The sequence below is a fragment of the Salinarimonas sp. NSM genome, from assembly GCF_052380005.1.
Classification (GTDB): domain Bacteria; phylum Pseudomonadota; class Alphaproteobacteria; order Rhizobiales; family Beijerinckiaceae; genus Salinarimonas.
The window spans coordinates 20,268-42,339 of record NZ_JBQTCJ010000005.1 but is presented as its reverse complement, the minus strand read 5'-3'; the positions used below and the strand labels follow the sequence as shown (position 1 = coordinate 42,339).

The following is a 22,072-nucleotide window of genomic DNA, read 5'->3' as shown; positions in this document are numbered from 1 at the left end:
TACGGACCCCGCGACGCGAGGCACAGGCCTTCTTCTTCCCCTACGGGGAAGGACAGGGGGGTGCCGGCGCGGGTCGTCCAGAGCCGGCGCGGGCGATGGAGATTTGTGAACCGACCAGCCCTGAGGGGACGGACATCGAGATGCCGAGATCGGAGAGATCGCCATGACCGAAGCCGAAGCCGAAGCCGCCGCTGTCGACGCCTGGTTCGCCGACACCCTAGCCCTCTCCGATCCCGCCCTCGACGCTGCGCTCGCCGCCAACGTCGACGCAGGGCTCCCGGCGATCGACGTGTCGCCGGCGCAGGGCAAGCTGCTGCATCTCCTCGCGCGGATGGCGGGCGCCCGACGCATCCTCGAGATCGGTACGCTCGGCGGCTACTCGACGATCCACCTCGCCCGCGCGCTGCCCGAGGGCGGGCGCGTAACGACGCTCGAGGTCGACCCGAAGCACGCCGAGACGGCGCGCGCCAATCTCGCCCGCGCCGGAATGGCCGAGCGCGTCGACATCCGCGTCGGGCGCGCGCTCGACACGCTCGCCGCGCTGGAGGCGGAGGGCGCGGGGCCGTTCGACCTCGTCTTCGTCGACGCCGACAAGCCCTCGAACCCGCACTACCTCGCCAGCGCCCTGCGCCTCTCGCGCCCCGGCACGGTGCTGATCTTCGACAACGTCGTGCGCGAGGGCGCCGTCGTCGACGCCGCGAGCACGGACGCGTCGGTCGTGGGCACCCGCGCGGTGATCGAGACGATCGGCCGCGAGAAGCGGCTCACGGCCACCGCGATCCAGACGCTGGGCGTCAAGGGCTGGGACGGGTTCGCCCTGGCGATCGTGGGCGAGGCCTGATAACGCTGCGCGACACCGGCGCCCACGGGCGCCGCCGAGATCGGCCGGCGGAAGGGAGCTGCGCTCGTGAACACCGTGATGCGGCTCGCGGTGGGGAGCATCGCCGTGGGCGTGCTCGTCCTGGGGCTGAAGCTCGCGGCCTGGTGGCTGACCGGGTCGGTCGCGCTCTACTCGGATGCGCTCGAGAGCATCGTCAACGTGGCGGCCGCAGTCGCGGCGCTCGTCGCCGTGTGGCTCTCCTCCAAGCCCGCCGACCGCAACCACCCCTACGGCCACCACAAGGCGGAGTACTTCTCCGCCGTGATCGAGGGTGTGCTGATCATCCTCGCCGCGCTCTCGATCGCGCACGCGGCCTATGGGGCGCTGTCGGCGCCGCACATGCCCGAGTTCGGGCCCGTCGGCCTCGCCGCCAACGCGCTCGCGAGCGTGATCAACGGGGTCTGGGCGGCCGTACTGATCCGGGCCGGCCGCACCCGCCGCTCGCCGGCGCTCGCGGCGGACGGGCGCCACCTCCTCACCGACGTCGTGTCCTCCGTGGGCGTGCTCGCGGGCGTCGCGCTCGCCGCGCTGACGGGATGGCTGATCCTCGACCCGATCCTGGCGCTGCTCGTCGCCCTCAACATCCTCTGGTCGGGCTGGCAGCTGGTGAAGTCGTCGGTGTCGGGCCTGATGGACGAGGCGGTCGCGCCCGAGGAGCTCGGCGCGATCCGCGACGTGATCTCCCGCCACGCCGACGGCGCGCTCGAGGCGCACGACCTGCGCACCCGCCAGGCCGGGCGCGTGACCTTCATCGACTTCCACCTCGTCGTGCCCGGCGAGATGACCGTGTGCGAGGCCCACGAGATCTGCGACCGGATCGAGGGCGGGCTCCGGACGGCCGTCGGCGAGGCGGTGATCACGATCCACGTCGAGCCCGAGGACAAGGCCAAGCACACCGGCGTGCTCGTGCTGTGAGCAGAGGCCGAAGACGCGACCGCATCCGCCCGAGATCCGCCGACGCTCTCCCCTTCCCCTCGTGGGGAGGTGCCGGGGGTGGGGGGCGTGGGGGGCGTGCGGAACTCACAAGACGCCGATGCCGCGCGACGGTGGCTGGGGCCTGCATCGACACCGTGCTCCCTCCAGCGGCACCCCACATCCCCCGCCCCTCTCCACGAGGGAGAGGGGAGCTCCCGATCGCAGGCCTGAAGCGTCGACGACGTCTTCGTACTGGCAGCCGCTTCCTTCCGGGTCCGAGCAGCCCCGCTCACCCCGTCCGCCGCGCCGCCGTCGCCGACATGCCGGCCTCGAGGCCGCGCAGCCTGCGCTCGCGCTCGCCGACGTAGGCACGCGTCATCGGAACGACGTCGTTGCGGCGGGTGAGCTGGAGCTGGAAGACGACGAGGTCCTCGTAGCGGAAGGCGGCCTCGCAGCTCGCGAGGTAGAACTCCCACATCCGGCAGAAGCGCTCGTCGAGGAGCCGCGCCGCCTCCTCGCGCCGTGCCAGGAAGCGCTCGCGCCAGGCCCGCAGGGTCTCGGCGTAGTGCAGCCGCAGGACCTCGACGTCCGCGAGCCGCAGGCCCGCGCGCTCGATCGCGGGGATCATCTCCGACAGGGCGGGGATGTGGCCGCCGGGAAAGACCCAGCGGGTGATCCAGGGGTTGGTCGGGCCGGGCTCGCCGGTCGAGCCGATCGTGTGGAGCAGCATCACGCCGTCCTCGCACAGGAGCCGGGCCGCCGTGTCGAAGAATTCCCGGTAGTGCGCCGGGCCGACATGCTCGAACATGCCCACCGAGACGATCCGGTCGAAGCGCCCCTCCACCCGGCGGTAGTCCTTCAGCGCGACGTCGATGCGGCTCGAGAGCCCCTGCCGGACGGCGCGCGCGCGCGCCATCTCGTACTGCTCGGTGGAGAGCGTCACGCCCGTCACTCGCCCGGCTCCGGCGACGCCCGCGAGGTAGAGCGCGAGCCCGCCCCAGCCGCAGCCGATGTCGAGCACCTCGTGACCCGGATCGACGAGGAGCTTGGCCGTGAGGTGCCGCTTCTTGGCGAGCTGCGCCTCGTCCAGGCTCTGGCCGGGCCGCTCGAAATAGGCGCAGCTGTATTGCCGGTCGGCGTCGAGGAAGAGGTCGTAGAGGCGGTGATCGAGGTCGTAGTGGTGGTGTACGTTCGCCCGCGCCCGCCGCTCGCCGTTGCGGGCGAACAGCGCGAGCACGGCCCGCCGCAGCCGGCGCACGAGCCGCGTGCCCCACACGCCCCGTCCGCCCGGGCGCCCGCGCATCAAGAGCGCGAGGAGATCGTAGATCGAGCCGCGATCGAGGACGAGGCGGCCCTCCATGAAGAGCTCGCCGAGCTTCATCTCGGGATAGAGGACGAGCGCGCGCTGCGCGGCCTCGTCGGTGAGGCGCATCGTCACCGCGGGCTCGCCCGCGCCGTCGCCCGACACGAAGCGATTGCCGGACGCGGTGACGACCTCCAGCCGGCCGCCGCGGACGGCGATGTCGCACAGCTTGCGCAACAGGAGTTCCATGACCTCCCCCGCGAATGATCGTCGCAGGAGAAGAACGCCACGGCACCCGATCGGTTTCCGAGAGCGCGCGCGGCGCGTCAGGAGGTCCCGAACACCCGCGCGAAGATCGTATCGACGTGCTTGAGATGATACCCGAGGTCGAACAGCGCCTCGAGCTCGGCCCCGGAGAGCTTCGCCGAGACCTCCGGGTCGGCCTTCAGCAGCGTCAGGAAGTCCCCCTCACCGCGCCAGACCGGCATCGCGTTGCGCTGGACGAGCGCGTAGGCGTCCTCACGCGAGACGCCCTTCTGCGTCAGCGCGAGGAGCACGCGCTGGGAATGGATCAGGCCGCCGAGCCGATCGAGGTTCGCCTGCATGCGCTCGGGATAGATCAGGAGCTTGTCGACGACGCCCGTGAGGCGTGCGAGCGCGAAGTCGAGCGTGATGGTGGCGTCCGGGCCGATCATGCGCTCGACGGAGGAGTGGGAGATGTCGCGCTCGTGCCAGAGCGCCACGTTCTCCATCGCCGGCAGGCAGTAGGCGCGCACCATGCGGGCGAGCCCGGTCAGGTTCTCGGTCAGCACCGGGTTGCGCTTGTGCGGCATCGCCGAGGAGCCCTTCTGGCCCGCCGAGAAGTACTCCTCGGCCTCCAGCACCTCGGTGCGCTGGAGGTGGCGGATCTCGGTCGCGAGGCGCTCGACGGAGGAGGCGATCACGGCCAGCGTGGCGAAGAACATCGCGTGCCGGTCGCGCGGGATCACCTGCGTCGAGACGGGCTCGGGGGAGAGCCCGAGCTTCTCCGCGACGTAGTCCTCCACCCGCGGATCGATGTTGGCGAAGGTGCCGACGGCGCCCGAGATGGCGCAGGTCGCGATCTCGGCGCGGGCCGCGACGAGACGCGCCCGGCAGCGGGCGAACTCCGCATGCGCCTGGGCGAGCTTCACCCCGAAGGTCGTCGGCTCGGCGTGGATGCCGTGCGAGCGGCCGATGGTCGGCGTGAGCTTGTGCTCGCGGGCACGCCGCTCGAGCGCGGCGAGCAGCGCGTCGAGATCGGCCAGCAGGATGTCGGAGGCCCGCACGAGCTGGACCGAGAACGTGGTGTCGAGCACGTCCGACGAGGTCATGCCCTGGTGCACGAAGCGCGCCTGCGGCCCCACGATCTCGGCGAGATGCGTGAGGAAGGCGATCACGTCGTGCTTGGTCTCGCGCTCGATCGCGTCGATGCGCGCGACGTCGAAGGTCGCGGCCGCGCCCTTCTCCCAGATCTCGGCGGCGGCCTCCTTCGGCACCACGCCGAGCTGCGCCAGCGCCGAGGTCGCGTGCGCCTCGATCTCGAACCAGATCCGGAACTTCGTCTCCGGCGACCAGAGCGCGGTCATCTCGGGGCGGGAATAGCGCGGGACCATGGGGCGTCATCCTCTCGGGCGGGAGGCGTGCGCCGTAGCACGCCGAGGCCCGGGGGTGAAGCCGCCGGCCCGCCTCACGTCGACGTGAGCCCGCCCCGCGACGCTTGCCACGGGGGCCGAGTGGCGGTAGCGAACGGGTCGGAGCCCGCCGCATGACGCGCATCGAACGCTACATCTTCGGAACCGTGCTCGGCGCGTTCCTCACGATCCTCGTGGGGCTCACCGGCGTGATCTGGATCACGCAGGCGCTGCGCGAGCTCGACCTGATCACCGGCAAGGGCCAGACCTTCGTCATCTTCCTGGTGGTCACCGGGCTGTCCCTGCCCGCGCTCGTGACGGTGATCGCGCCGGTGGCGCTGTTCATCGCCTCGATCCACACGCTCAACAAGCTCAACGGCGATTCCGAGTGGGTCGTCGCCGCAGCGGCGGGCATGTCGCCCTGGCGGATGATGCGCCCCTTCGCGGTGCTCGGCGGGATCGTCGCGGTCGTGGTCGCGCTCAACACGCTGTGGCTCATGCCCGCGAGCTTCGCGCAGCTGCGTCATCTCATCACGCAGATCCGTGCCGACTTCGTCGCGAACCTGGTCCGCGAGGGGCAGTTCACCGAGCTCGACAGCGGCATCACCTTCTCCTACCGCGACAAGGCGGGGGACGCGCTGCTCGGCGTCTTCCTGCAGGACCGGCGCGACCCGCAGCGCACCGTCGTCTACGTCGCCGAGCGCGGCATCGCCGCCGACCTCGAGGACGGGAGCTACCTGCTGCTCGAGTCCGGCAGCATCCATCGCCAGCAGGCGGAACGCCAGGACGGCTCGATCGTCACGTTCGAGCGCTACGCCGTCGACCTCGCCGCCTTCGGCCCGGAGCAGGCGGCGATCCTCTACAAGCCGCGCGAGCAGTCCACAGGCGCGCTGTTCGCGCCCGACCCGGACGATCCCTACTACCGCGCGGTGCCCGGGCGCTTCCGGGCGGAGCTGCACGACCGGCTCACCGCGTGGCTCTACCCGCTGGCGGGCGTCGCCATCGCCTTCGCCGCGCTCGGGCAGGCGGTGACCACGCGCCAAGGGCGCGGGACCGCGATCGCCGCGGCGGTGATCGGGATGGTCCTGGTGCGCGTCGCGGGCTTCGCCGCCTCGAGCGCCGCGGTCGGGTCGGCGGCGGCGGTGGCACTCGTCTGGGCCGCACCGATCGCGGGGATCTTGATCCCGCTGTGGATCGCCATGCGCCCGCAGCAGAGCGCCGCGCTGACCGCGCGCCTGTCCGGCGGGCTCGCGCGCCTCGCGCCGGCGCGCCTGCTCGCCACCGCCCGGAGGGCGTGATGCTCGTCGGCGCGACCTTCGGCTCCTATCTCGCGGCGCGCTTCCTGCGCACGATCGGCGGCGTGTTCCTCACGGTCTTCCTGCTCGTCTACACGCTCGATTTCGTCGAGCAGATGCGCCAGGCCGGCGACAGCGCCACCGTGGGAGCCGTCGACGTCGCGGTGCTCTCGCTCCTGCGCTCGCCGGCGATCGCCGAGCAGGTCCTGCCCTTCGCCGTGCTGTTCGGGGGGATGATCACACTGCTCAACCTGTCGCGCAAGCTCGAGCTCGTCGTCGCTCGAGCCGCCGGCGTATCCGCCTGGCAGTTCCTCCAGCCCGGCATCGTCGTGGCGCTGGCCGTCGGCGTGTTCGCGGTCTTCGTCTACAACCCGCTCGCCGCGGCGCTGAAGCAGGAGGCGAGTGCCCGCGAGGCGGTGCTGTTCGCCCGCGACCCCGGCATCGCGGCGGCGCAGAACGTCTGGATCCGCCAGCGCAGCCCCGAGGGCACCGCCATCATCCGCGCCGAGGCCGCCGTCGAGGGCACGACGCGGCTGTCGCGCCCGACGATCTTCGTCTTCGACCTGCAGGGGCGCTTCCGCGAGCGGATCGAGGCGCGCGAGGGCGAGCTGCGGCAGGGCCGCTGGGAGCTGCTGGACGCGCGGGTGACGGCGCTCGACGTCGAGCCGCAGAGCTACGATCGCTACGAGCTGGCCTCGAGCCTCGACCCGGGACAATTGCGCACGAGCTTCACGCCGCCCGAATCGGTACCCTTCTGGAACCTCGACGACGTGGCGGCGCAGACGGAGCTCGCCGGGCTCGACGCGACGCGCTACCACCTCCAGCGCGAGGCGCTGATGGCGCGCCCCCTCCTGTTCGTCGCCATGATCCTGGTGGCGGCATCCGTTTCCTTAAGATTCTTCCGATTTGGTGGCGTAGGCCAGATGGTTCTGGGTGGCGTCGCCGCGGGATTCCTGCTTTATGTGGCCACCGAGCTGATGGAGGATCTCGGCGGCTCGGGGCTGGTGGGAACCACGCTCGCCGCCTGGTTTCCGGCTGTAGTAGGGAGTTTGCTCGGCGTGCTGGTGCTCTTGCACAAGGAGGACGGCTGATGGTCGCCCCCACGGCTCGCCGGCCTCGAAGGGTGGGACGAGTGACGGTCGGACAAGCGCGCAAGGCCCTGGCGCACATGGCCCTGGCGACGGCGCTCGTGGCCGTGCTCTCGCACGTGCCGGCCTACGCGCAGGGCACGGGTCCCGATCCGATCGCCGGCCAGGTGGCCGCGAACCCGGACGCGCGCCTCCTCGTGGAGGCGGACGAGCTCGTCTACGACAACGATCGCAACACCGTCGCCGCCGTCGGCAACGTCGAGATGAACTACGACGGCCGTACGCTGCAGGCCGATCGCGTCACCTACGACCGCAACACCGGCCGCGTCTTCGCCCAGGGCAACGCCCGGCTCACGCAGGCCGACGGCACCGTCGTCACCGGCGACCGGTTCGAGCTCACCGAGGACTTCCGCTCGGGCTTCATCGACTCGCTGCGCGTCGAGCAGCCGGTCGTCGACGCGGGCCGCGCCGCGACCGGCCGCTTCACCGCGCCGCGGGCGGAGCGGATCGAGGGCGAGCAGACGGTGTTCGAGCGCGGCACCTACACGACCTGCGAGCCCTGCGCCGACAACCCGAGCCGTCCGCCGCTGTGGCAGGTCAAGGCCGCGCGCATCATCCACGACACCGAAGAGAAGACGATCTACTACGAGAACGCGACCGTCGAGTTCGCGGGCGTGCCGATCGCCTACATCCCCTACTTCTGGTCGCCGGACCCGTCGGTGCGCCGCAAGACTGGCTTCCTCACGCCGACGCCGATCGTCTCGCAGACGCTCGGGACAGGCGCGCGGGTGCCGTTCTTCATCAATCTCGCGCCGAACTACGACCTCACCCTGCGCCCCGCCTACTTCGACCGTCAGGGCTTCCTCGCCGACGTGCAGTGGCGCCACCGGTTGATGACGGGCTCCTACTCGATCCGCGCCGCCGGCATCTTCGAGAACGATCCCGCCGCGTTCGACCGCAGGGAGCCGCCGGAGGGCTTCGACGAGAGCCGCGGCATGATCGAGAGCGTCGGCCGCTTCACGATCAACCCGCGCTGGTCCTTCGGCTGGGACGTCACGCTGGTGTCGGACCGCTTCTTCCTCTCCGACTACGGCCTCGGCAACGCCTCCATCAGCGCGATCTCGACCTACCGCAGCGAGGCGATCTCCTCGCTGTTCCTCACGGGCGTCGGCGAGCGCTCCTTCTTCGAGGCGCGGGGCTACTACTTCAAGGGCCTCTCCGCCGTCGACTTCCAGAAGCACCAGCCGCTCGTCCACCCGGTGCTCGACTACGATCGCCGCTTCGAGGCGCCCTGGGCGATCGGCGGCGAGATCGGCGTCACCGCCAACCTGACGAGCCTCTCGCGCGAGGCGGCCCAGTTCCAGGGCGTGAACAGGAACGAGACGCTCATCGTCACGCCGGGGCTCCAGGCGAACTACCCGACCTGCCTCGTCTACGACCGCGACTGCCTCGCCTTCGGCCTCTCGGGCGCGTACACGCGCGCGTCCATCGAGACGAGCTGGCGGCGCCGCTTCGTCGACGATTGGGGCCAGGCCTGGACGCCCTTCGCCTACGCCCGCGCCGACGCGATGTGGTTCTCGCCGAACCTAACCGGCTTCCAGAACGCCAACGTGGCCACCTTCACCGGCAGCGACGACGATTTCCACGCGCGCGTCATGCCGGGAATCGGGCTCGAGTACCGCTTCCCGCTGGCGGGCGACCTGCTCGGCGGGACGCAGGTCGTCGAGCCGATCGTCCAGGTCGTGGCGCGGCCGGACGAGACGCTCGTCGGCAAGTTCCCGAACGAGGACGCGCAGAGCTTCGTCTTCGACGACACCGGCCTGTTCGAGTGGGACAAGTTCACCGGCTTCGACCGCAGCGAGGGCGGCGTGCGCGGCAATTACGGGCTGCAGTACACCTATTCCGGCGACGGCGGCCTCTACCTCAACGCCATGCTGGGCCAGTCCGTCCACCTCGTGGGCCGCAACGCCTTCGCGCAGCGTGGGCTCCTCGACATCGGCTCAGGCTCGGGGCTCGAGGACCGCTTCTCCGACGTGGTCGGGCGGCTCGAGTTCAGCCCGTTCACCGGCCTGCGCGCCGGCGCGCGCGCGCGGTTCGACAAGGACGACTTCTCGGTCCAGCGCTTCGAGGCGGACATGACCGGCAGGGTGGGCCCGCTCACCGCGACGGTGCTCTACGCCCGGCTCTCGCCCCAGCCGGAGCTCGGCTACACGACGGCGCGCGAGGGCATCAGCGCGTCGAGCACGCTCTACCTGACGCGGAACTGGTTCGTCACGGGCGACATCGACGTCGACCTCGACAAGTACCGCAACGACACGAGCCGCGGCCTCGATTCCGACGCGATCACGGCGATGACGATCGGCGGCGGCTACGAGGACGAATGCACGATCTTCACGGTGCAGCTCACCTCGAAGCCGATCGCCGGCGCCACGGGTGGCCAGCGCTACAATCGTACGCTCCTGGCACGGCTCGAGCTGCTGACGCTCGGCGAGGTCGGCTTCCGGCAGGATCTCTCGCAGGACCCGCTCGGCCGCAATCAGAGGCAGTGATCGCATGGCGAGCTCCCCGCCGCGTCCCCTCGCGCTGACGCTCGGCGACCCCGCTGGGATCGGGCCGGAGATCGCGCTGGCGGCCTGGCGCTCCCGCGCGGCACACGGGCTCGCCCCGTTCGCGCTGATCGGCGACGTGGATCATCTCGCCGGCGTGGCGCGTGCCCTGGGCATCGCCGTGCCGGTCCGGGCCATCTCCGCGATCGAGGAGGCGCCCGCCCTCTTCGACGAGGCGCTGCCCGTGCTCCCGCTCGAGGCGGGCGTCCGCGCCGAGCCCGGCCGGCCGGATCCGGCGAACGCACCCGCCATCCTCGAATCGATCGAGCGCGCCGTCGCGCTGGCACGCGCGGGCCGCGCGGGCGCGGTCGTCACCTGCCCGATCGCCAAGGCGGTGCTCTACGAGGCGGGCTTCGCCCATCCCGGCCACACCGAGTTCCTCGCCGCGCTCGCCGCCGAGCCCGGCGCGCAGCCGCCGCTCTCCGTGATGATGCTGTGGAGCGAGGGCCTCGCGGTGGTGCCGGTGACGGTGCACATCGCGCTCGCCGACGTACCGAAGGCGCTCACCGCCGAGCGCATCCTCGCCGTCGCCCGCATCGTGGCGCGGGACCTGCGTGTTCGCTTCGGCATCGCCGCCCCGCGGCTCGCGCTCGCGGGGCTCAACCCGCATGCCGGCGAAGGCGGCGCCATGGGCCGCGAGGAGATCGAGACGATCGCCCCGGCGATCGCGACGCTGCGGGCGGAAGGCATCGACGCCTCGGGTCCCCACCCCGCCGACACGCTGTTCCACGCCCGCGCGCGGACGCGCTACGACGTCGCGCTCGCGATGTACCACGACCAGGCCCTCGTCCCGATCAAGACGATCGCTTTCGACGAGGCGGTGAACGTCACGCTGGGCCTGCCCTTCATCCGCACCTCGCCCGACCACGGCACGGCCTTCGACATCGCCGGGCGCGGCGTGGCGCGACCCGACAGCCTCGTCGCCGCGCTCGCCCTCGCCGGCCGGCTCGCCCGCGGCGTGCGAGGGAGGCCGGGCGGGGCGGCCGAGCCGTGAGCGGCGCCATCGACGACCTGCCGCCGCTGCGGGAGGTGGTGCGGGACTTCGACCTCGCGCCCAAGAAGCAGCTCGGCCAGAACTTCCTGTTCGACCTCAACCTGACGAGCCGGATCGCCCGCGCCTCCGGGCGGCTCGAGGGTGCGCGCGTGCTCGAGGTCGGGCCCGGTCCCGGCGGCCTCACCCGCGCGCTGCTCGCCGGCGGTGCGGCACACGTGGTCGCGATCGAGCGTGATGCCCGCTGCCTCCCCGCGCTGGCGATGATCGCCGAGCGGTATCCGGGCCGGCTCACCGTCGTCGAGGCCGACGCCGCCGCCTTCGACCCGCGCGCGCTCCTCCTGGACGGCCCGGGCGAGGGGCGCCCGCGCGTCGTCGCGAACCTGCCCTACAACGTCGGCACCCAGCTCCTGACGGGCTGGGTGGCGACGCCCGACTGGCCGCCCTTCTGGGAGAGCCTCACGCTGATGTTCCAGCGCGAGGTCGCCGAGCGCATCGTCGCGACGCCCGAGGAGCGCGAGGACTACGGCCGCCTCGGGGTTCTGTGCGGCTGGCGCACCCAGGCGGACATCCTCTTCGACGTCGCCCCCTCCGCCTTCGTGCCGCCGCCGAAGGTGACCTCGAGCGTCGTGCGGCTCGCCCCCCGCGCGGAGCCCGCGCCGTGCGACGTCCGCACCCTCGAGGCGGTGACCGCCGCCGCCTTCGGCCAGCGGCGAAAGATGCTGCGCCAGAGCCTGAGATCGCTGGGCGTCGACCCCGCGCCGCTGATCGAGGCCTCCGGGGTGGCACCGACGGCCAGGGCGGAGGAGGTCGCCGTCGAGGGGTTCGTGGCGATGGCGCGTGCCCTCGGGGAGGCGCGGGCCGGGAGGTAGGCCGCGACGTCGTCTCGCCTTGCTACCGCCGCGCGGACGGGGCATGGTCGCGCATCGTCGCGGACGCGCGCCGATCGCCCCGGCGCGCGAGATAGGAGCCCAGCCCCTTGCCCGCCAACACCGAGAGACGTTCCTTGTCGACATTCTCCCTCCCGAGCCGCTCGTCCCTGGCACTGGCGGCCGCGCTCCTCGCGGTGACGCTGCTCGGCGGCGGCGCGCAGGCGCGCGACGTCGTCGAGCCCGCACGCTCGCTCTCGGGCAATTTCCTCGCCGGCTACGTCGCCGGCCTCGCCCGCGATCCGACGGCGGCGGCGACCTTCCTGCGCGAGGCGCTCCTCGACGATCCGTCCAACCCCGAGCTGATGGAGCGCGCCTTCGTCGCCTTCCTGGCGGACGGGGCGATGCCGGACGCGCTGCGCATCGCCGAGCGGATGATCGCCATCGACGCGCAGAACGGGCTCGCGCGGCTCGCGCTCGGCGTCGGCGCACTGCGCGACGCGCGCTTCCGCGAGGCGCTCGAGCGCTTCGACGACGGCAGCGGCAGCCGCGCCGCGGACCTGACGGCGACGCTCCTCGCCGCCTGGGCGCATGCCGGCGCCCGCGAGGGCGATGCCGCCATGGCGGCGATCGACCGCCTGGACGGCGAGCCCGCCTTCGAGATCTTCCAGCTCTACCACGGCGGCCTGCTCGCCTCGTTCCTGGGCCGGCCGGAGGAGGCCGAGTCGCGCCTCGCCGCCGCCTACGACGCGCAGCCGACCGCGCTCTCCATCGTCGACGCCTACGCGCGCCACATCGCCCGGCGGGGGCGCACCGAGGAGGCGATCGGCATCTACGAGGCCTTCCTCGAGCAGGTGCAGCGCCACCCGCTCGCGGAGGCGCGCATCGCCGCGTTGCGAGAAGGCGAGCGGCCGGAGCGTCCCGCGACCTCGATCGCGGAGGGGGCGGCGGAGGTGCTCTACGCGCTCGGATCGGCCGGGAACGCGCAGGGCGACGAGATGCCCACCATCATCTACCTGCGGCTCGCGCTCCATCTCGCGCCCGAGCACGAGATGTCGCTCATCACCCTCGCCGACGTCTTCGCCCGGATGGACCGCCCGGAGGATGCGATCCTGCTCTACGAGCAGGTCTCTCCGACCTCGCCTCTGAACGTCGACGCCGACATCGAGGTCGCCCATCTCCTGGAGCGGCTCGACCGCAAGGCCGAGGCGGAATCGCGCCTGCGGGTGCTGATGGCGGAGCGTCCGGACGATCTCGAGGTCGTCACGGCGCTGGCCAACATCCTGCGCGTGCGGCAGCAATGGAACGACGCGGCGCGCTACTACACGCGCGCGATCGAGCTGGTCGGTGAGCCGACCGCGGCGCACTGGCCGATGTTCTACTTCCGCGGTGCCTCCTTCGAGCGCGCCAAGCAATGGCCGAAGGCGGAGTCCGACCTGAAGCGGGCGCTCGAGCTCGTGCCGGAGGGCTCCTCGATCGGACGCGCGCAGGTGCTCAACTATCTGGGCTACTCCTGGGTCGACATGGGCATCAACATCGAAGAGGCCTTCGACATGCTCAAGGAGGCGGTGGCGCTCTCGCCCCGCGACGGCATGATCATCGACTCGCTCGGCTGGGCCTACTATCGGCTCGGCCGCTGGGACGACGCCGTGCGCGAGCTCGAGCGCGCCGTGGAGCTGCAGCCATCCGACCCGGTGATCAACGATCACCTGGGAGACGCCTACTGGCGCGTCGGCCGCCGGCTGGAGGCGCGGTTCCAGTGGCAGCACGCGCTCGACAACGATCCCGAGCCCGAGGACCGCGAGAAGATCGTGCGCAAGCTCGAGCACGGCCTCGAGGACACCTCCACCCCCGAGGCGGCACAGGCGCCGCGCACCGGCGCCGACGGCGGCTGAGCGCGCCGTGAGCGAGGCGCTGACCGCCTTCGCCGCGGCGAAGGTGAACCTGACGCTCGCCGTCCTCGGCCGGCGCGATGATGGCTACCATGAATTGTCGAGCCTCGTCGCCTTCGCGGACGTCGGCGACGATCTCGCGCTCGTGCCCGGCGGCGGGACGGCCCTCGCGGTCGACGGGCCGCAGGCGGCGGCGCTCACGAGCGACGCCGACAATCTCGTCGTCAAGGCCGCGCGGGCGCTCGCCGAGCGGGTTCCTGGCCTGACGTCCGGGCGGTTTCGCCTGACGAAGCGCCTGCCGGTGGCGTCCGGCATCGGCGGCGGCTCGGCCGACGCGGCGGCGGCGCTGCGGCTCCTCGCCCGCGCCAACGGCCTTTCGCCGGACGACCCGCGGATGATCGCGGCCGCCGCCGCGACCGGCGCGGACGTCCCCGTCTGCCTCGCCGGTCGTGTGTGCGTGATGGAAGGCATCGGCGAGCGGCTCGGCCCTGCCCTCCCCTGCACCGAACTGCCCGCGGTGCTCGTCAATCCACGCGTCCCCGTCGAGACCCGTGCCGTGTTCCGCGCGCTCGGCCTCGTGCCGGGCGCGGTGCGCGCCGCGCCGACAACGCCCGGGCCCGAGACGGGCCTGTCGGCGGCCGAATTCGTCGCGCACCTGCGCGCCGTCGGCAACGATCTCGAGGCGCCGGCGATCACCGTCGCGCCCGTCGTCTCGGACGTGCTCGCGGCCGTCGGCGCGACTGACGGCTGCGCGCTCGCACGGATGTCGGGCTCGGGGGGGACGGTGTTCGGGCTCTACGGCAGCGACGCGGACGCCACCGCCGCCGCAGAACGCATCGCCGCGGATCATCCCGGGTGGTGGGTCTGCGCGACGCGGCTCGGCGCGGCTCAGGACTGCGGCGCCACCGTCCGCAGCGCCCCGATCAGCGCGCCGAGCACCGCTTCGCCCTGATCGGAGAAGAGCACGCGCCTCTCCTCGACCTTCACGAGCCCGGCCTCGCGCAGCTCTGCGATCGCCTCCTCGTCCGCCTCGTGCCCGGCCCCGTCACGGCGCACCACGCCCGTGACCGGCTCCCCGCTCTCGAGCTGGTGGTAGGCCGCGAAGGCGAAGACGGCGAGCGCCTTGTCGGAGAGCGGCGGCGGAGTCTGCGGATGGTTCTGCGCGTCTGCGCTGCCGTGCTCTGGCATGGGAGGGCTCCTCGCGTCGTCGGTTCATCGTGAGGGCCAACGCGCGAGGAGGCGGAAGGGTCGCCGCCGCGGTCTGCGACGCATCCGCTCCGGGACCCGCCTCCGGTCCCGGCGTGCGCGCCGGCAAAAACCCGTGTACAGATGCACGCGGGCGCGCGCGCGTGAGGCGCGGTGGGTGAAAAGTCGAGCCGCAGCGCCTAAATAGAGAAGACGAATCGAACTCGTGAGGGGGCGATCCCGTCGCACGTCGCGGCGCGCTCCAGGGACCCGTTCATGGCAGAGCCTGCGACCAATCTCGACACCGACGCCTACGGCGCCGAATCCATCAAGGTGCTCAAGGGGCTCGACGCCGTCCGCAAGCGGCCGGGCATGTACATCGGCGACACGGACGACGGGTCCGGTCTGCACCACATGGTCTACGAGGTGGTCGACAACGCCATCGACGAGGCTCTCGCCGGCCACGCCACCGCGGTGAACGTCACGCTCAACGCGGACGGCTCCGTGACGGTCTCCGACAACGGCCGCGGCATTCCCACCGACATCCATTCCGGCGAAGGCGTCTCGGCGGCCGAGGTCATCATGACCCAGCTGCACGCGGGCGGTAAGTTCGACCAGAACTCATACAAGGTCTCCGGCGGCCTGCACGGAGTCGGCGTCTCCGTCGTGAACGCGCTCTCCACCTGGCTGAAGCTGCGCATCTGGCGCAACGGCAAGGAGCACTTCATGGAGTTCCAGCACGGCGTGCCGGTGGCGCCGCTCGCGGTGGTCGGCGAGTCGAACGGGCAGCGCGGCACGGAAGTGTCGTTCATGCCCTCGCAGCAGACCTTCACGATGGTGGAGTTCGACTACGGCACGCTGGAGCACCGCCTGCGCGAGCTCGCCTTCCTGAACTCGGGCGTGCGCATCATCCTCTCCGACAATCGCCACGCGGAGAAGAAGCGCGAGGAGCTGATGTACGAGGGCGGCACGGAGGCCTTCGTGCGCTACCTCGACCGGGCGAAGACCCCGCTCGTGCAGAAGCCGATCATGCTCAAGGCGGAGCGCGAGGGCATCGCCGTGGAGGTCGCGCTGTGGTGGAACGACAGCTACCACGAGAACGTGCTGTGCTTCACCAACAACATTCCCCAGCGCGACGGCGGCACCCATCTCGCCGGCTTCCGCGCTGCGCTGACCCGCCAGATCACCAGCTACGCGGAAACGACGGGCCTCACCAAGAAGGAGAAGGTCACGCTCACCGGTGACGATTGCCGCGAGGGCCTGACCGCCGTCGTCTCCGTGAAGGTGCCCGACCCGAAGTTCTCCTCGCAGACGAAGGACAAGCTCGTCTCCTCCGAGGTGCGACCGGCAGTCGAGAACGTCGTCAACGAGGCGCTGCGCGACTTCCTCGAGACGCACCCCGCCGAGGGCAAGACCATCGCCTCCAAGGTGGTCGAGGCCGCCGCCGCCCGCGAGGCGGCGCGCAAGGCGCGCGAGCTCACCCGCCGCAAGGGCGCGCTCGACGTCGCCTCGCTGCCCGGCAAGCTCGCCGATTGCCAGGAGCGCGACCCTGCCAAGGCCGAGCTGTTCATCGTCGAGGGCGATTCCGCCGGCGGCTCCGCCAAGCAGGGCCGCGCGCGCGAGTACCAGGCGGTACTGCCGCTGCGCGGCAAGATCCTCAACGTGGAGCGCGCGCGCTTCGACAAGATGCTGTCCTCCCAGGAGATCGGCACGCTGATCACCGCGCTCGGCACCGGCATCGGGCGCGAGGAGTTCAACCCGGACAAGCTGCGCTACCACAAGATCATCATCATGACGGACGCGGACGTGGACGGCTCCCACATCCGTACGCTTCTTCTGACGTTCTTCTTCCGGCAGATGCCCGAATTGATCGAGCGAGGCCACCTCTACATCGCCCAGCCGCCGCTCTACAAGGTCGGGCGCGGCAAGAGCTCGATCTACGCCAAGGACGAGCGCGCGCTCGAGGACTACCTGATCGAGACCGGCATGGCCGACGCGCAGCTCAAGCTGGCGACCGGGGTCGTCTTCCAGGGCGAGCAGCTCAAGGCGCTCGTCGACGAGGCGCGCACCGTCCGCAACATCATCAACGGCCTGCACTCGCGCTACCGCCGCTTCGTCGTCGAGCAGGCGGCGATCGCCGGCGTGCTGCGCCCGCAGCTCGTCGACGATCCGGACGCCGCCGGACAGGCGGCCGCCTACGTCGCCCGGCGCCTCGACGCGATCTCGGAGGAGACCGAGCGCGGCTGGGCCGGCGAGGTGCGCGATCACGGCTTCGTCTTCACGCGCACCCTGCGGGGCGTCACGCAGGTCGAGACGCTCGACGCCGCGCTGCTCGAGAGCCAGGAGGCCAAGCGCCTCGACGAGCGCGCCGGCAAGCTCCAGGACATCTACGACCGCCCGGTCGAGCTCGTCCGCAAAGCCGAGACGCGCACGCTCTACGGCCCGAGCGCGCTGTTCGAGGCGGCCATGAGCGTCGGCCAGAAGGGCATCACGCTCCAGCGCTACAAGGGCCTGGGGGAGATGAACCCCGACCAGCTCTGGGAGACCACGCTGGACCGCGAGGCCCGTTCGCTCCTCCAGGTGAGGGTCAAGGACGTGGCGGACGCCGACGACCTCTTCGTCAAGCTGATGGGCGACGTGGTCGAGCCGCGCCGCGAGTTCATCCAGGACAACGCATTGAGCGTATCGAACCTGGACGTGTGAGGCCGTCCTGGGCCGCGCGTGATGCTGCGCCTCGCCCGGGTGTCGCCCGGAGCTCCTCGTCGGCTACCAGGGGAGTGGCGAGGGTGAGAGCGTCTCCTGCTCGAGCCGACGTTCGTCTCCGGCGGTTCCGGCGGCGGAACCGAGCGCCTCGAGCAGGACGGGACACATGAGAAAGGGCGTGACCTCCCGGTCGAGTTCACGCTCCAGGAACCGCACGATCTCGAAGCCGGCCTCGTCGATATCGCCCCAATGGAAGAATGCGGCGCCGGGGTCCGCGTCGCGCAGACGCCGGAGGAGGCCGACGACGGTCTGGGCCGGAAAGCCGCCCGTGTAGACCACGATGTGCCGCGGATCGCGAATCTCGCGCACATATCGGTTGAAGGTCGCGAGGTTCTCGATGGTGAGGACGGCGCGACGCTCAGTGGCGCGTAGGCACAAGCCTCCGAGCCAGGCCGGATCGATGCACACGTATGGGAACGCGGTACCCGGCAGCCGCGCGTCGGCATCCGGAGGCGGGAAGTGGACATCGAACCCGCCGGACGCCAGGACCTGGGGCATGAACCGCTCGAGGCCGAGCCGCCCGAGAACGTCCTCGTCCGACAGGCCCGCCGCTCCGATTCGGCGCAGCATCTGGCAGAGCATGCCCTGATGTGCTTCGAGCGCCTTGCTGCGCCCGACCGAGCGTACCGAGAAGGTCCGGCGATCGAGCCCGCGACCGGCACCGGCCAGGAGAGCCTGCAGCAGCTTGAAGCGTTCGACGGCCCTGCGCGCCGTCTGCTCTTCCGGCCTGAGGCCGTACGCGGGCTCACCTCGTCTCCACCGCGCGACGCAGTCGGCGAGAAGCCGACCCAGAGCCCCGTCGACCGGGACTGCCTCCTTGACCGCTTCCTCCAGCGTCTGCGCCTGATCACCCAAGCGTACGACGCCGAGCCGACGTGCGAGGGCGTCGGCGTCGACGAGCACCACACGGTCGATCAGGTGCCGCGCGCCCCTGCGACGATCGAGGGCGACGATGTTCTCACGCTCCAGGAGCGCGAGGCTGCGCTCGAGCGCCGCGCGAGCATCCGCTCGCCGCGGGATCCGCTCGTAGTCGACACGCATGCTCACGCGCCTGGCCACCGCTGCCCGGTCTCCTCGGCGCAGGAGGGCGAGGAGGATGCTTCGCGCCGGACTGTCGTCGATCGCCTCCACGCCGATCACTCCGCGGCCGTCTTGTCGCGCTGTTCCAGCATGCGTCGACGGAATGCGTCGAATTCGTGCAAGCTCGGGTTCTCCTCCAGGAAGGTCTCGTGCGTGCGCGCCTTGATGCGCTGAACGTCGACGGTGAAGTGACGCCCGCTGCGTGCGATCGAGATCACGGTCTGCACCATCTGCGAGAAGGTGATGCGCTTGCTGTCGGGCGCCGCGAGAAAGACCTGGAGGCCGATCTCGTCCATGAAGTCGAGGCAGCTCCGTATCGAGGCGTCGTCCATCTTTCCGAATGCCTCGTCGAACAGGGCGAGGGGAACGCCGCCGTCATGGGCCTGATTGCCGGGATAGGCGGCGCTCTTGATCGCAGCCGCGAGCGCGACGTAGAACGGCGCCTGGACCTGGCCCCCGGACGCCGTCCCCAGACGCTTGGAGAGGTCGGTCTGCTCCCTCCCGTTCTCATCCTTCATCACCACGTCGTAGGTGAAATAAAGCTTCGGATCGGTGATCTCGTCGATGTTGCGATCAGGGTCGTCGACGAAACCCTCCAGCTCCGCGAGCGCCTTCCCGAGCCCGTCGTCGAACTCGCTTCGCCGTTCGAAGAGCGAGCCCTCCCAGGCGACGTCGGATCCGGCCTCGATCAGCGAGAGCATATGCTCGCGGTCGGGGTCGCGGCGCTTGACGAAGCCCAGCGTCAAGCCGTGGAAAGGCGTCTTCGCGAGCTGCCGGTTGAGGTTGCGGAATTCCTGCTCGATCTTCTCGATCTCGTCGCGCATCTTGGCGATGAAGTCGCCGACGAGCTGCTCCCGCACGCTCTCCAGCGCATCCTGAGCCTTCTGGCGATAGTTCAGGAGCTCGTTCTCGACGAGCCGGTGTCGTTCCGCATCGATCCAGGCTCCGATCTCGGCGATGTCGCGTTCCTCGTTACCCAGGCAGTCGGGCGCTGCGACGTCGTGCAGGCGCAGGTACTCGCCGAGCGCCTCGAGCAGGCGGTCGCGAACGCGCTGAAGGATCGGGGTATTGCGGCGGACGCGCTCATCGACGTCCGCGATGAAGCGCTCGATGGTCGCGCCGTCGAAGCTCAGCTCGCGGGCGGCTGCGTAGGCCAGGGCGGCCACACCCTCCTCGCCGCGCGGATGGATGTCGTCCCAGTAGGCCTGGATCTGCTCGAGATGCAACTCCGGGTCCGCCATCTCCTCGATCACGCGGGATCGGGCGAGATCGGCGTCCGCCTCCTCGGCTCGCAGCGCGGTCAGCGTCGCGCGTAGCGCCTCGGCCTTCTCCTCGCCGCGCGCGATGCGCAGGCGTCGATCGGTGGCCGCGGCCTCGGCGGCGCCGAGCGCCGCATCCGCCGCCGCGATCTGCGCCTCGAAGTCCTCCGCCCACTCCTCGAGCTGCTCGAGCCGATCCTCGCACCGCTCGATCTCGCCCTCGACGAAGCTCAGGCGCCGAAGGATGTCGGCCAGCGGGAGCTTGCGCGCCTCCTCGAGCGCCTCGAGCACGCGAGACACGTCGCGCTCGCGTTCGCGCAGGCGCAGCGCGTCTCGTGTCGCGCGATCGAGGTCGCCTCGCCGCTCGTCGATCTCGACCGCGAGGCTCGACAGATGGTCCTGAGAGCCGGCGCGCCCGAGCAGATACCGGTCCGGCCGCTTCAGCTTTCGCACGACCCGCGAGCCGGACGACATCAGGTCCTTGGTGATCGCGCTGCCGTGCCCGCGCGATTCGGACGCCGTCTCGACCATCATGACCCCGCCGAGCCGGAAGTCGATGAACGCGCGCGCATGCGGGTTCGCCGTCAGGATCATCGTCGCGAGCGAGCCATCCTTCGCAGCCGGCGTGCCGGCCGTCTTCGTGGTGTCGACCACCTGCGCGTCCCAGATGCCGGCGGCCCGGTAGGCGTCGAAGGCGCGGTCGTAGTCCGCGGGATCGACGAGAAGCGCCTCCCGCGAGCGCCCGAGGGCGGCCTCGGCGGCGTCGCGCCAGCTCTCGTCGGCGATGGCATCTACCGCCTCGCACAGAGCCATGCTTTCGATACCGGCGCGCTTCAGCGTCGCCATGAGAGGAAGGGTCGTGCGGTGATCAAGCGGGAGCTTCCCCTCGCCGACGCGCGCCAAGTTCTCCTCTAGGCGGGCGATGTCCTCCTCGATCGCGTCGCGCTCCCTCTCGGCCTTCGCGGCGAGCCTGCCGATCTTCTCCCTCAGCGTCTCGAGATCGGCCCGAAGGCTCCCGCGAAGGAGCGCCCCGAGCTGCTCGTCGATGTCGCCCGGCACGGGTTCGGGGATCCGCTCGAGCCGATCGGCGAGGCCCCCGTTGAACTCACGCGCCTTCGCAGACAGCCCGCGGGTGACGACGATGGCCCGAGCGGCGGGCGCGAGCTCCTGGACAGCGCGCCCCTTCTTCTCCTCGAGCAGGCGTATCTCGCCGAAAAGCCCCTGACGCTCACGCTCCACGGACGATTCCGCCCGTCGTCGGACGACCTCGTCTCTGGCCTCATTGGCTCGCGTCCGCTCGGCGTCGAGCTCGGGGAGGCGGGAGGCGATCTCCTCGATGTCGGCGAGACACGCGTCCCGCTCGCTTCGTGTGTCGCGGCACCTGCGCTGCACCCGCAGCAGCTTGGCGTGCTCCAGGACCAGCCTCTGGCGGCCGACGAGATTGCGGCGGTAGACCACCTCGCGATGGGCTTCGCCGACCCTGCCGATGTCCTCTATCCGCTTCTCGAGCTGCGTGATCCGCTCCTTGATCGCCTTGTAGCTCGCCATCGACAGGCGCAGGCCGGATATGTCCACCCGCTCGTTGGTGAGGATATTCTTGCGAATGAAATCGTTGGGATTGACCGCCGACTTGAACTGGACTGCGTTACGCAGGCTGCGCATGAAGCGCTGGTAGTCCATCTGTCCGCGTCGTGGGCCCAGCACGGTCGCGTATTCCGCAATGAAGCGCGTCGCGTTCGGGAACTTCTCGACGCGCGCGCCCTCCGCCTCGAGCCGTTCCTTGACCTCGGTGAACGAGAGAGCCTCGATCCACGGGCCTTCGGCATCGACCCCGGATCGCGTCACGTCGGCAGCGCGCAGGATGCGATCGTGCACGATGAAGGGCGCCTCGTCGCGGACGCGACCCTCGCCGAGCTTCGCCGCCATGCTGATGCCGATCGTGATCTCCTCGCCGGTCGTCTTGTGCTTGAAGCCGAGCATGAGCCACGTCAGGCACTGGGATCGGATGCCGTCTTGAGCGTCGGACACGTCGTCGAGGACACCCAGGCAGTATGCGAGCACGGTCCGCTTCGTCTCCACGCTCTGCTGCGCAGAGGAATTGAGGCGATAGTGATGGGCGGAGTTCCCCGACAGGACGACCTGGATGCCGTCGATGATCGAGCTCTTGCCCGTGCCGTTGGCGCCGACGAGCGCGACACTGCCTTCGATCGCGATGTCGTCTGCGGCGAACAGATACCAGTTCACGAAGGAGATGTTGCGCAGCTCGAAGAAGGTCGGTCTCATCGCGTCGGCTC

The 22,072-nt window shown here is 70.9% G+C and carries 15 protein-coding genes; 10 read left to right on the top strand and 5 right to left on the bottom strand.

Annotated elements, in window-relative coordinates:
* Positions 1–163: 163 nt before the first annotated feature.
* Together ACTZWW_RS03565 and ACTZWW_RS03560 are read left to right on the top strand one after the other, a co-directional pair.
* Positions 164–841, top strand: coding sequence for an O-methyltransferase (locus ACTZWW_RS03565; protein ID WP_444779562.1), 678 nt, complete (start codon positions 164–166; stop codon positions 839–841).
* A gap of 78 nt (positions 842–919) precedes the next feature.
* On the top strand, positions 920–1,795 hold the full coding sequence (locus ACTZWW_RS03560) for a cation diffusion facilitator family transporter (RefSeq protein WP_444779629.1): 876 nt from the start codon (positions 920–922) through the stop codon (positions 1,793–1,795).
* Between the two features lie 289 nt (positions 1,796–2,084).
* On the opposite strand, the gene ACTZWW_RS03555 is transcribed toward ACTZWW_RS03560, so the two are convergent.
* Positions 2,085–3,347 carry a class I SAM-dependent methyltransferase gene (locus ACTZWW_RS03555; RefSeq protein WP_444779561.1) on the bottom strand — a complete coding sequence of 421 codons (1,263 nt, stop codon included), beginning with the start codon at positions 3,345–3,347 and terminating at the stop codon, positions 2,085–2,087.
* Between the two features lie 77 nt (positions 3,348–3,424).
* On the bottom strand, positions 3,425–4,732 hold the full coding sequence (gene purB / locus ACTZWW_RS03550) for an adenylosuccinate lyase (RefSeq protein WP_444779560.1): 1,308 nt from the start codon (positions 4,730–4,732) through the stop codon (positions 3,425–3,427).
* A 152-nt stretch (positions 4,733–4,884) separates the two neighbouring features.
* Between purB and lptF the strand changes: the two genes are divergently transcribed.
* The 7 genes from lptF to ACTZWW_RS03515 all read left to right on the top strand — a co-directional run bounded on the left by lptF (position 4,885) and on the right by ACTZWW_RS03515 (position 14,443).
* Positions 4,885–6,048, top strand: a complete 1,164-nt coding sequence (lptF, locus tag ACTZWW_RS03545; protein WP_444779559.1) for an LPS export ABC transporter permease LptF — start codon at positions 4,885–4,887, stop codon at positions 6,046–6,048.
* Positions 6,048–7,136, top strand: coding sequence for an LPS export ABC transporter permease LptG (lptG, locus tag ACTZWW_RS03540; protein ID WP_444779558.1), 1,089 nt, complete (start codon positions 6,048–6,050; stop codon positions 7,134–7,136). Before lptF ends, lptG begins: the two co-directional genes overlap by 1 nt.
* Positions 7,137–7,177: 41 nt before the next feature.
* The gene (locus ACTZWW_RS03535; RefSeq protein WP_444779557.1) at positions 7,178–9,682 is read left to right on the top strand and encodes an LPS-assembly protein LptD; all 2,505 of its coding nucleotides are present in this window, start codon (positions 7,178–7,180) and stop codon (positions 9,680–9,682) included.
* Positions 9,683–9,686: 4 nt separating this feature from the next.
* Positions 9,687–10,733, top strand: coding sequence for a 4-hydroxythreonine-4-phosphate dehydrogenase PdxA (gene pdxA, locus ACTZWW_RS03530; RefSeq protein WP_444779556.1), 1,047 nt, complete (start codon positions 9,687–9,689; stop codon positions 10,731–10,733).
* Positions 10,730–11,602 carry a 16S rRNA (adenine(1518)-N(6)/adenine(1519)-N(6))-dimethyltransferase RsmA gene (rsmA, locus tag ACTZWW_RS03525; RefSeq protein WP_444779555.1) on the top strand — a complete coding sequence of 291 codons (873 nt, stop codon included), beginning with the start codon at positions 10,730–10,732 and terminating at the stop codon, positions 11,600–11,602. The genes pdxA and rsmA overlap by 4 nt, the downstream gene beginning before the upstream one ends.
* A 134-nt stretch (positions 11,603–11,736) precedes the next feature.
* Entirely contained in the window at positions 11,737–13,494 is a 1,758-nt protein-coding gene (locus ACTZWW_RS03520) for a tetratricopeptide repeat protein (RefSeq protein ID WP_444779554.1), read from the top strand.
* A 7-nt stretch (positions 13,495–13,501) separates the two neighbouring features.
* Positions 13,502–14,443: a 4-(cytidine 5'-diphospho)-2-C-methyl-D-erythritol kinase gene (locus ACTZWW_RS03515; protein ID WP_444779553.1), complete on the top strand. Its 942-nt coding sequence runs from the start codon at positions 13,502–13,504 to the stop codon at positions 14,441–14,443.
* On the opposite strand, the gene ACTZWW_RS03510 is transcribed toward ACTZWW_RS03515, so the two are convergent.
* Entirely contained in the window at positions 14,380–14,679 is a 300-nt protein-coding gene (locus tag ACTZWW_RS03510) for a hypothetical protein (protein ID WP_444779552.1), read from the bottom strand. The genes ACTZWW_RS03515 and ACTZWW_RS03510 overlap by 64 nt on opposite strands.
* 273 nt (positions 14,680–14,952) lie before the next feature.
* Here ACTZWW_RS03510 and gyrB point away from each other — a divergent pair, with 273 nt between their 5' ends.
* Positions 14,953–17,379 carry a DNA topoisomerase (ATP-hydrolyzing) subunit B gene (gyrB, locus tag ACTZWW_RS03505; protein WP_444779551.1) on the top strand — a complete coding sequence of 809 codons (2,427 nt, stop codon included), beginning with the start codon at positions 14,953–14,955 and terminating at the stop codon, positions 17,377–17,379.
* Positions 17,380–17,442: 63 nt separating this feature from the next.
* On the opposite strand, the gene ACTZWW_RS03500 is transcribed toward gyrB, so the two are convergent.
* Positions 17,443–18,480: a Wadjet anti-phage system protein JetD domain-containing protein gene (locus tag ACTZWW_RS03500; RefSeq protein ID WP_444779628.1), complete on the bottom strand. Its 1,038-nt coding sequence runs from the start codon at positions 18,478–18,480 to the stop codon at positions 17,443–17,445.
* A 95-nt stretch (positions 18,481–18,575) separates the two neighbouring features.
* Positions 18,576–22,061, bottom strand: coding sequence for an SbcC/MukB-like Walker B domain-containing protein (locus ACTZWW_RS03495; protein WP_444779550.1), 3,486 nt, complete (start codon positions 22,059–22,061; stop codon positions 18,576–18,578).
* Positions 22,062–22,072 lie beyond the last annotated feature (11 nt).

Bases quoted from the DNA above. Each gene is read 5' to 3' on its own strand.
- ACTZWW_RS03565 (WP_444779562.1), top strand. From the start codon at position 164: ATGACCGAAGCCGAAGCCGAAGCCGCCGCTGTCGACGCCTGGTTCGCC.
- ACTZWW_RS03560 (WP_444779629.1), top strand. From the start codon at position 920: ATGCGGCTCGCGGTGGGGAGCATCGCCGTGGGCGTGCTCGTCCTGGGG.
- ACTZWW_RS03555 (WP_444779561.1), bottom strand. From the start codon at position 3,347: ATGGAACTCCTGTTGCGCAAGCTGTGCGACATCGCCGTCCGCGGCGGC.
- purB (WP_444779560.1), bottom strand. From the start codon at position 4,732: ATGGTCCCGCGCTATTCCCGCCCCGAGATGACCGCGCTCTGGTCGCCG.
- lptF (WP_444779559.1), top strand. From the start codon at position 4,885: ATGACGCGCATCGAACGCTACATCTTCGGAACCGTGCTCGGCGCGTTC.
- lptG (WP_444779558.1), top strand. From the start codon at position 6,048: ATGCTCGTCGGCGCGACCTTCGGCTCCTATCTCGCGGCGCGCTTCCTG.
- pdxA (WP_444779556.1), top strand. From the start codon at position 9,687: ATGGCGAGCTCCCCGCCGCGTCCCCTCGCGCTGACGCTCGGCGACCCC.
- ACTZWW_RS03510 (WP_444779552.1), bottom strand. From the start codon at position 14,679: ATGCCAGAGCACGGCAGCGCAGACGCGCAGAACCATCCGCAGACTCCG.
- gyrB (WP_444779551.1), top strand. From the start codon at position 14,953: ATGGCAGAGCCTGCGACCAATCTCGACACCGACGCCTACGGCGCCGAA.
- ACTZWW_RS03500 (WP_444779628.1), bottom strand. From the start codon at position 18,480: ATGCGTGTCGACTACGAGCGGATCCCGCGGCGAGCGGATGCTCGCGCG.
- ACTZWW_RS03495 (WP_444779550.1), bottom strand. From the start codon at position 22,061: ATGAGACCGACCTTCTTCGAGCTGCGCAACATCTCCTTCGTGAACTGG.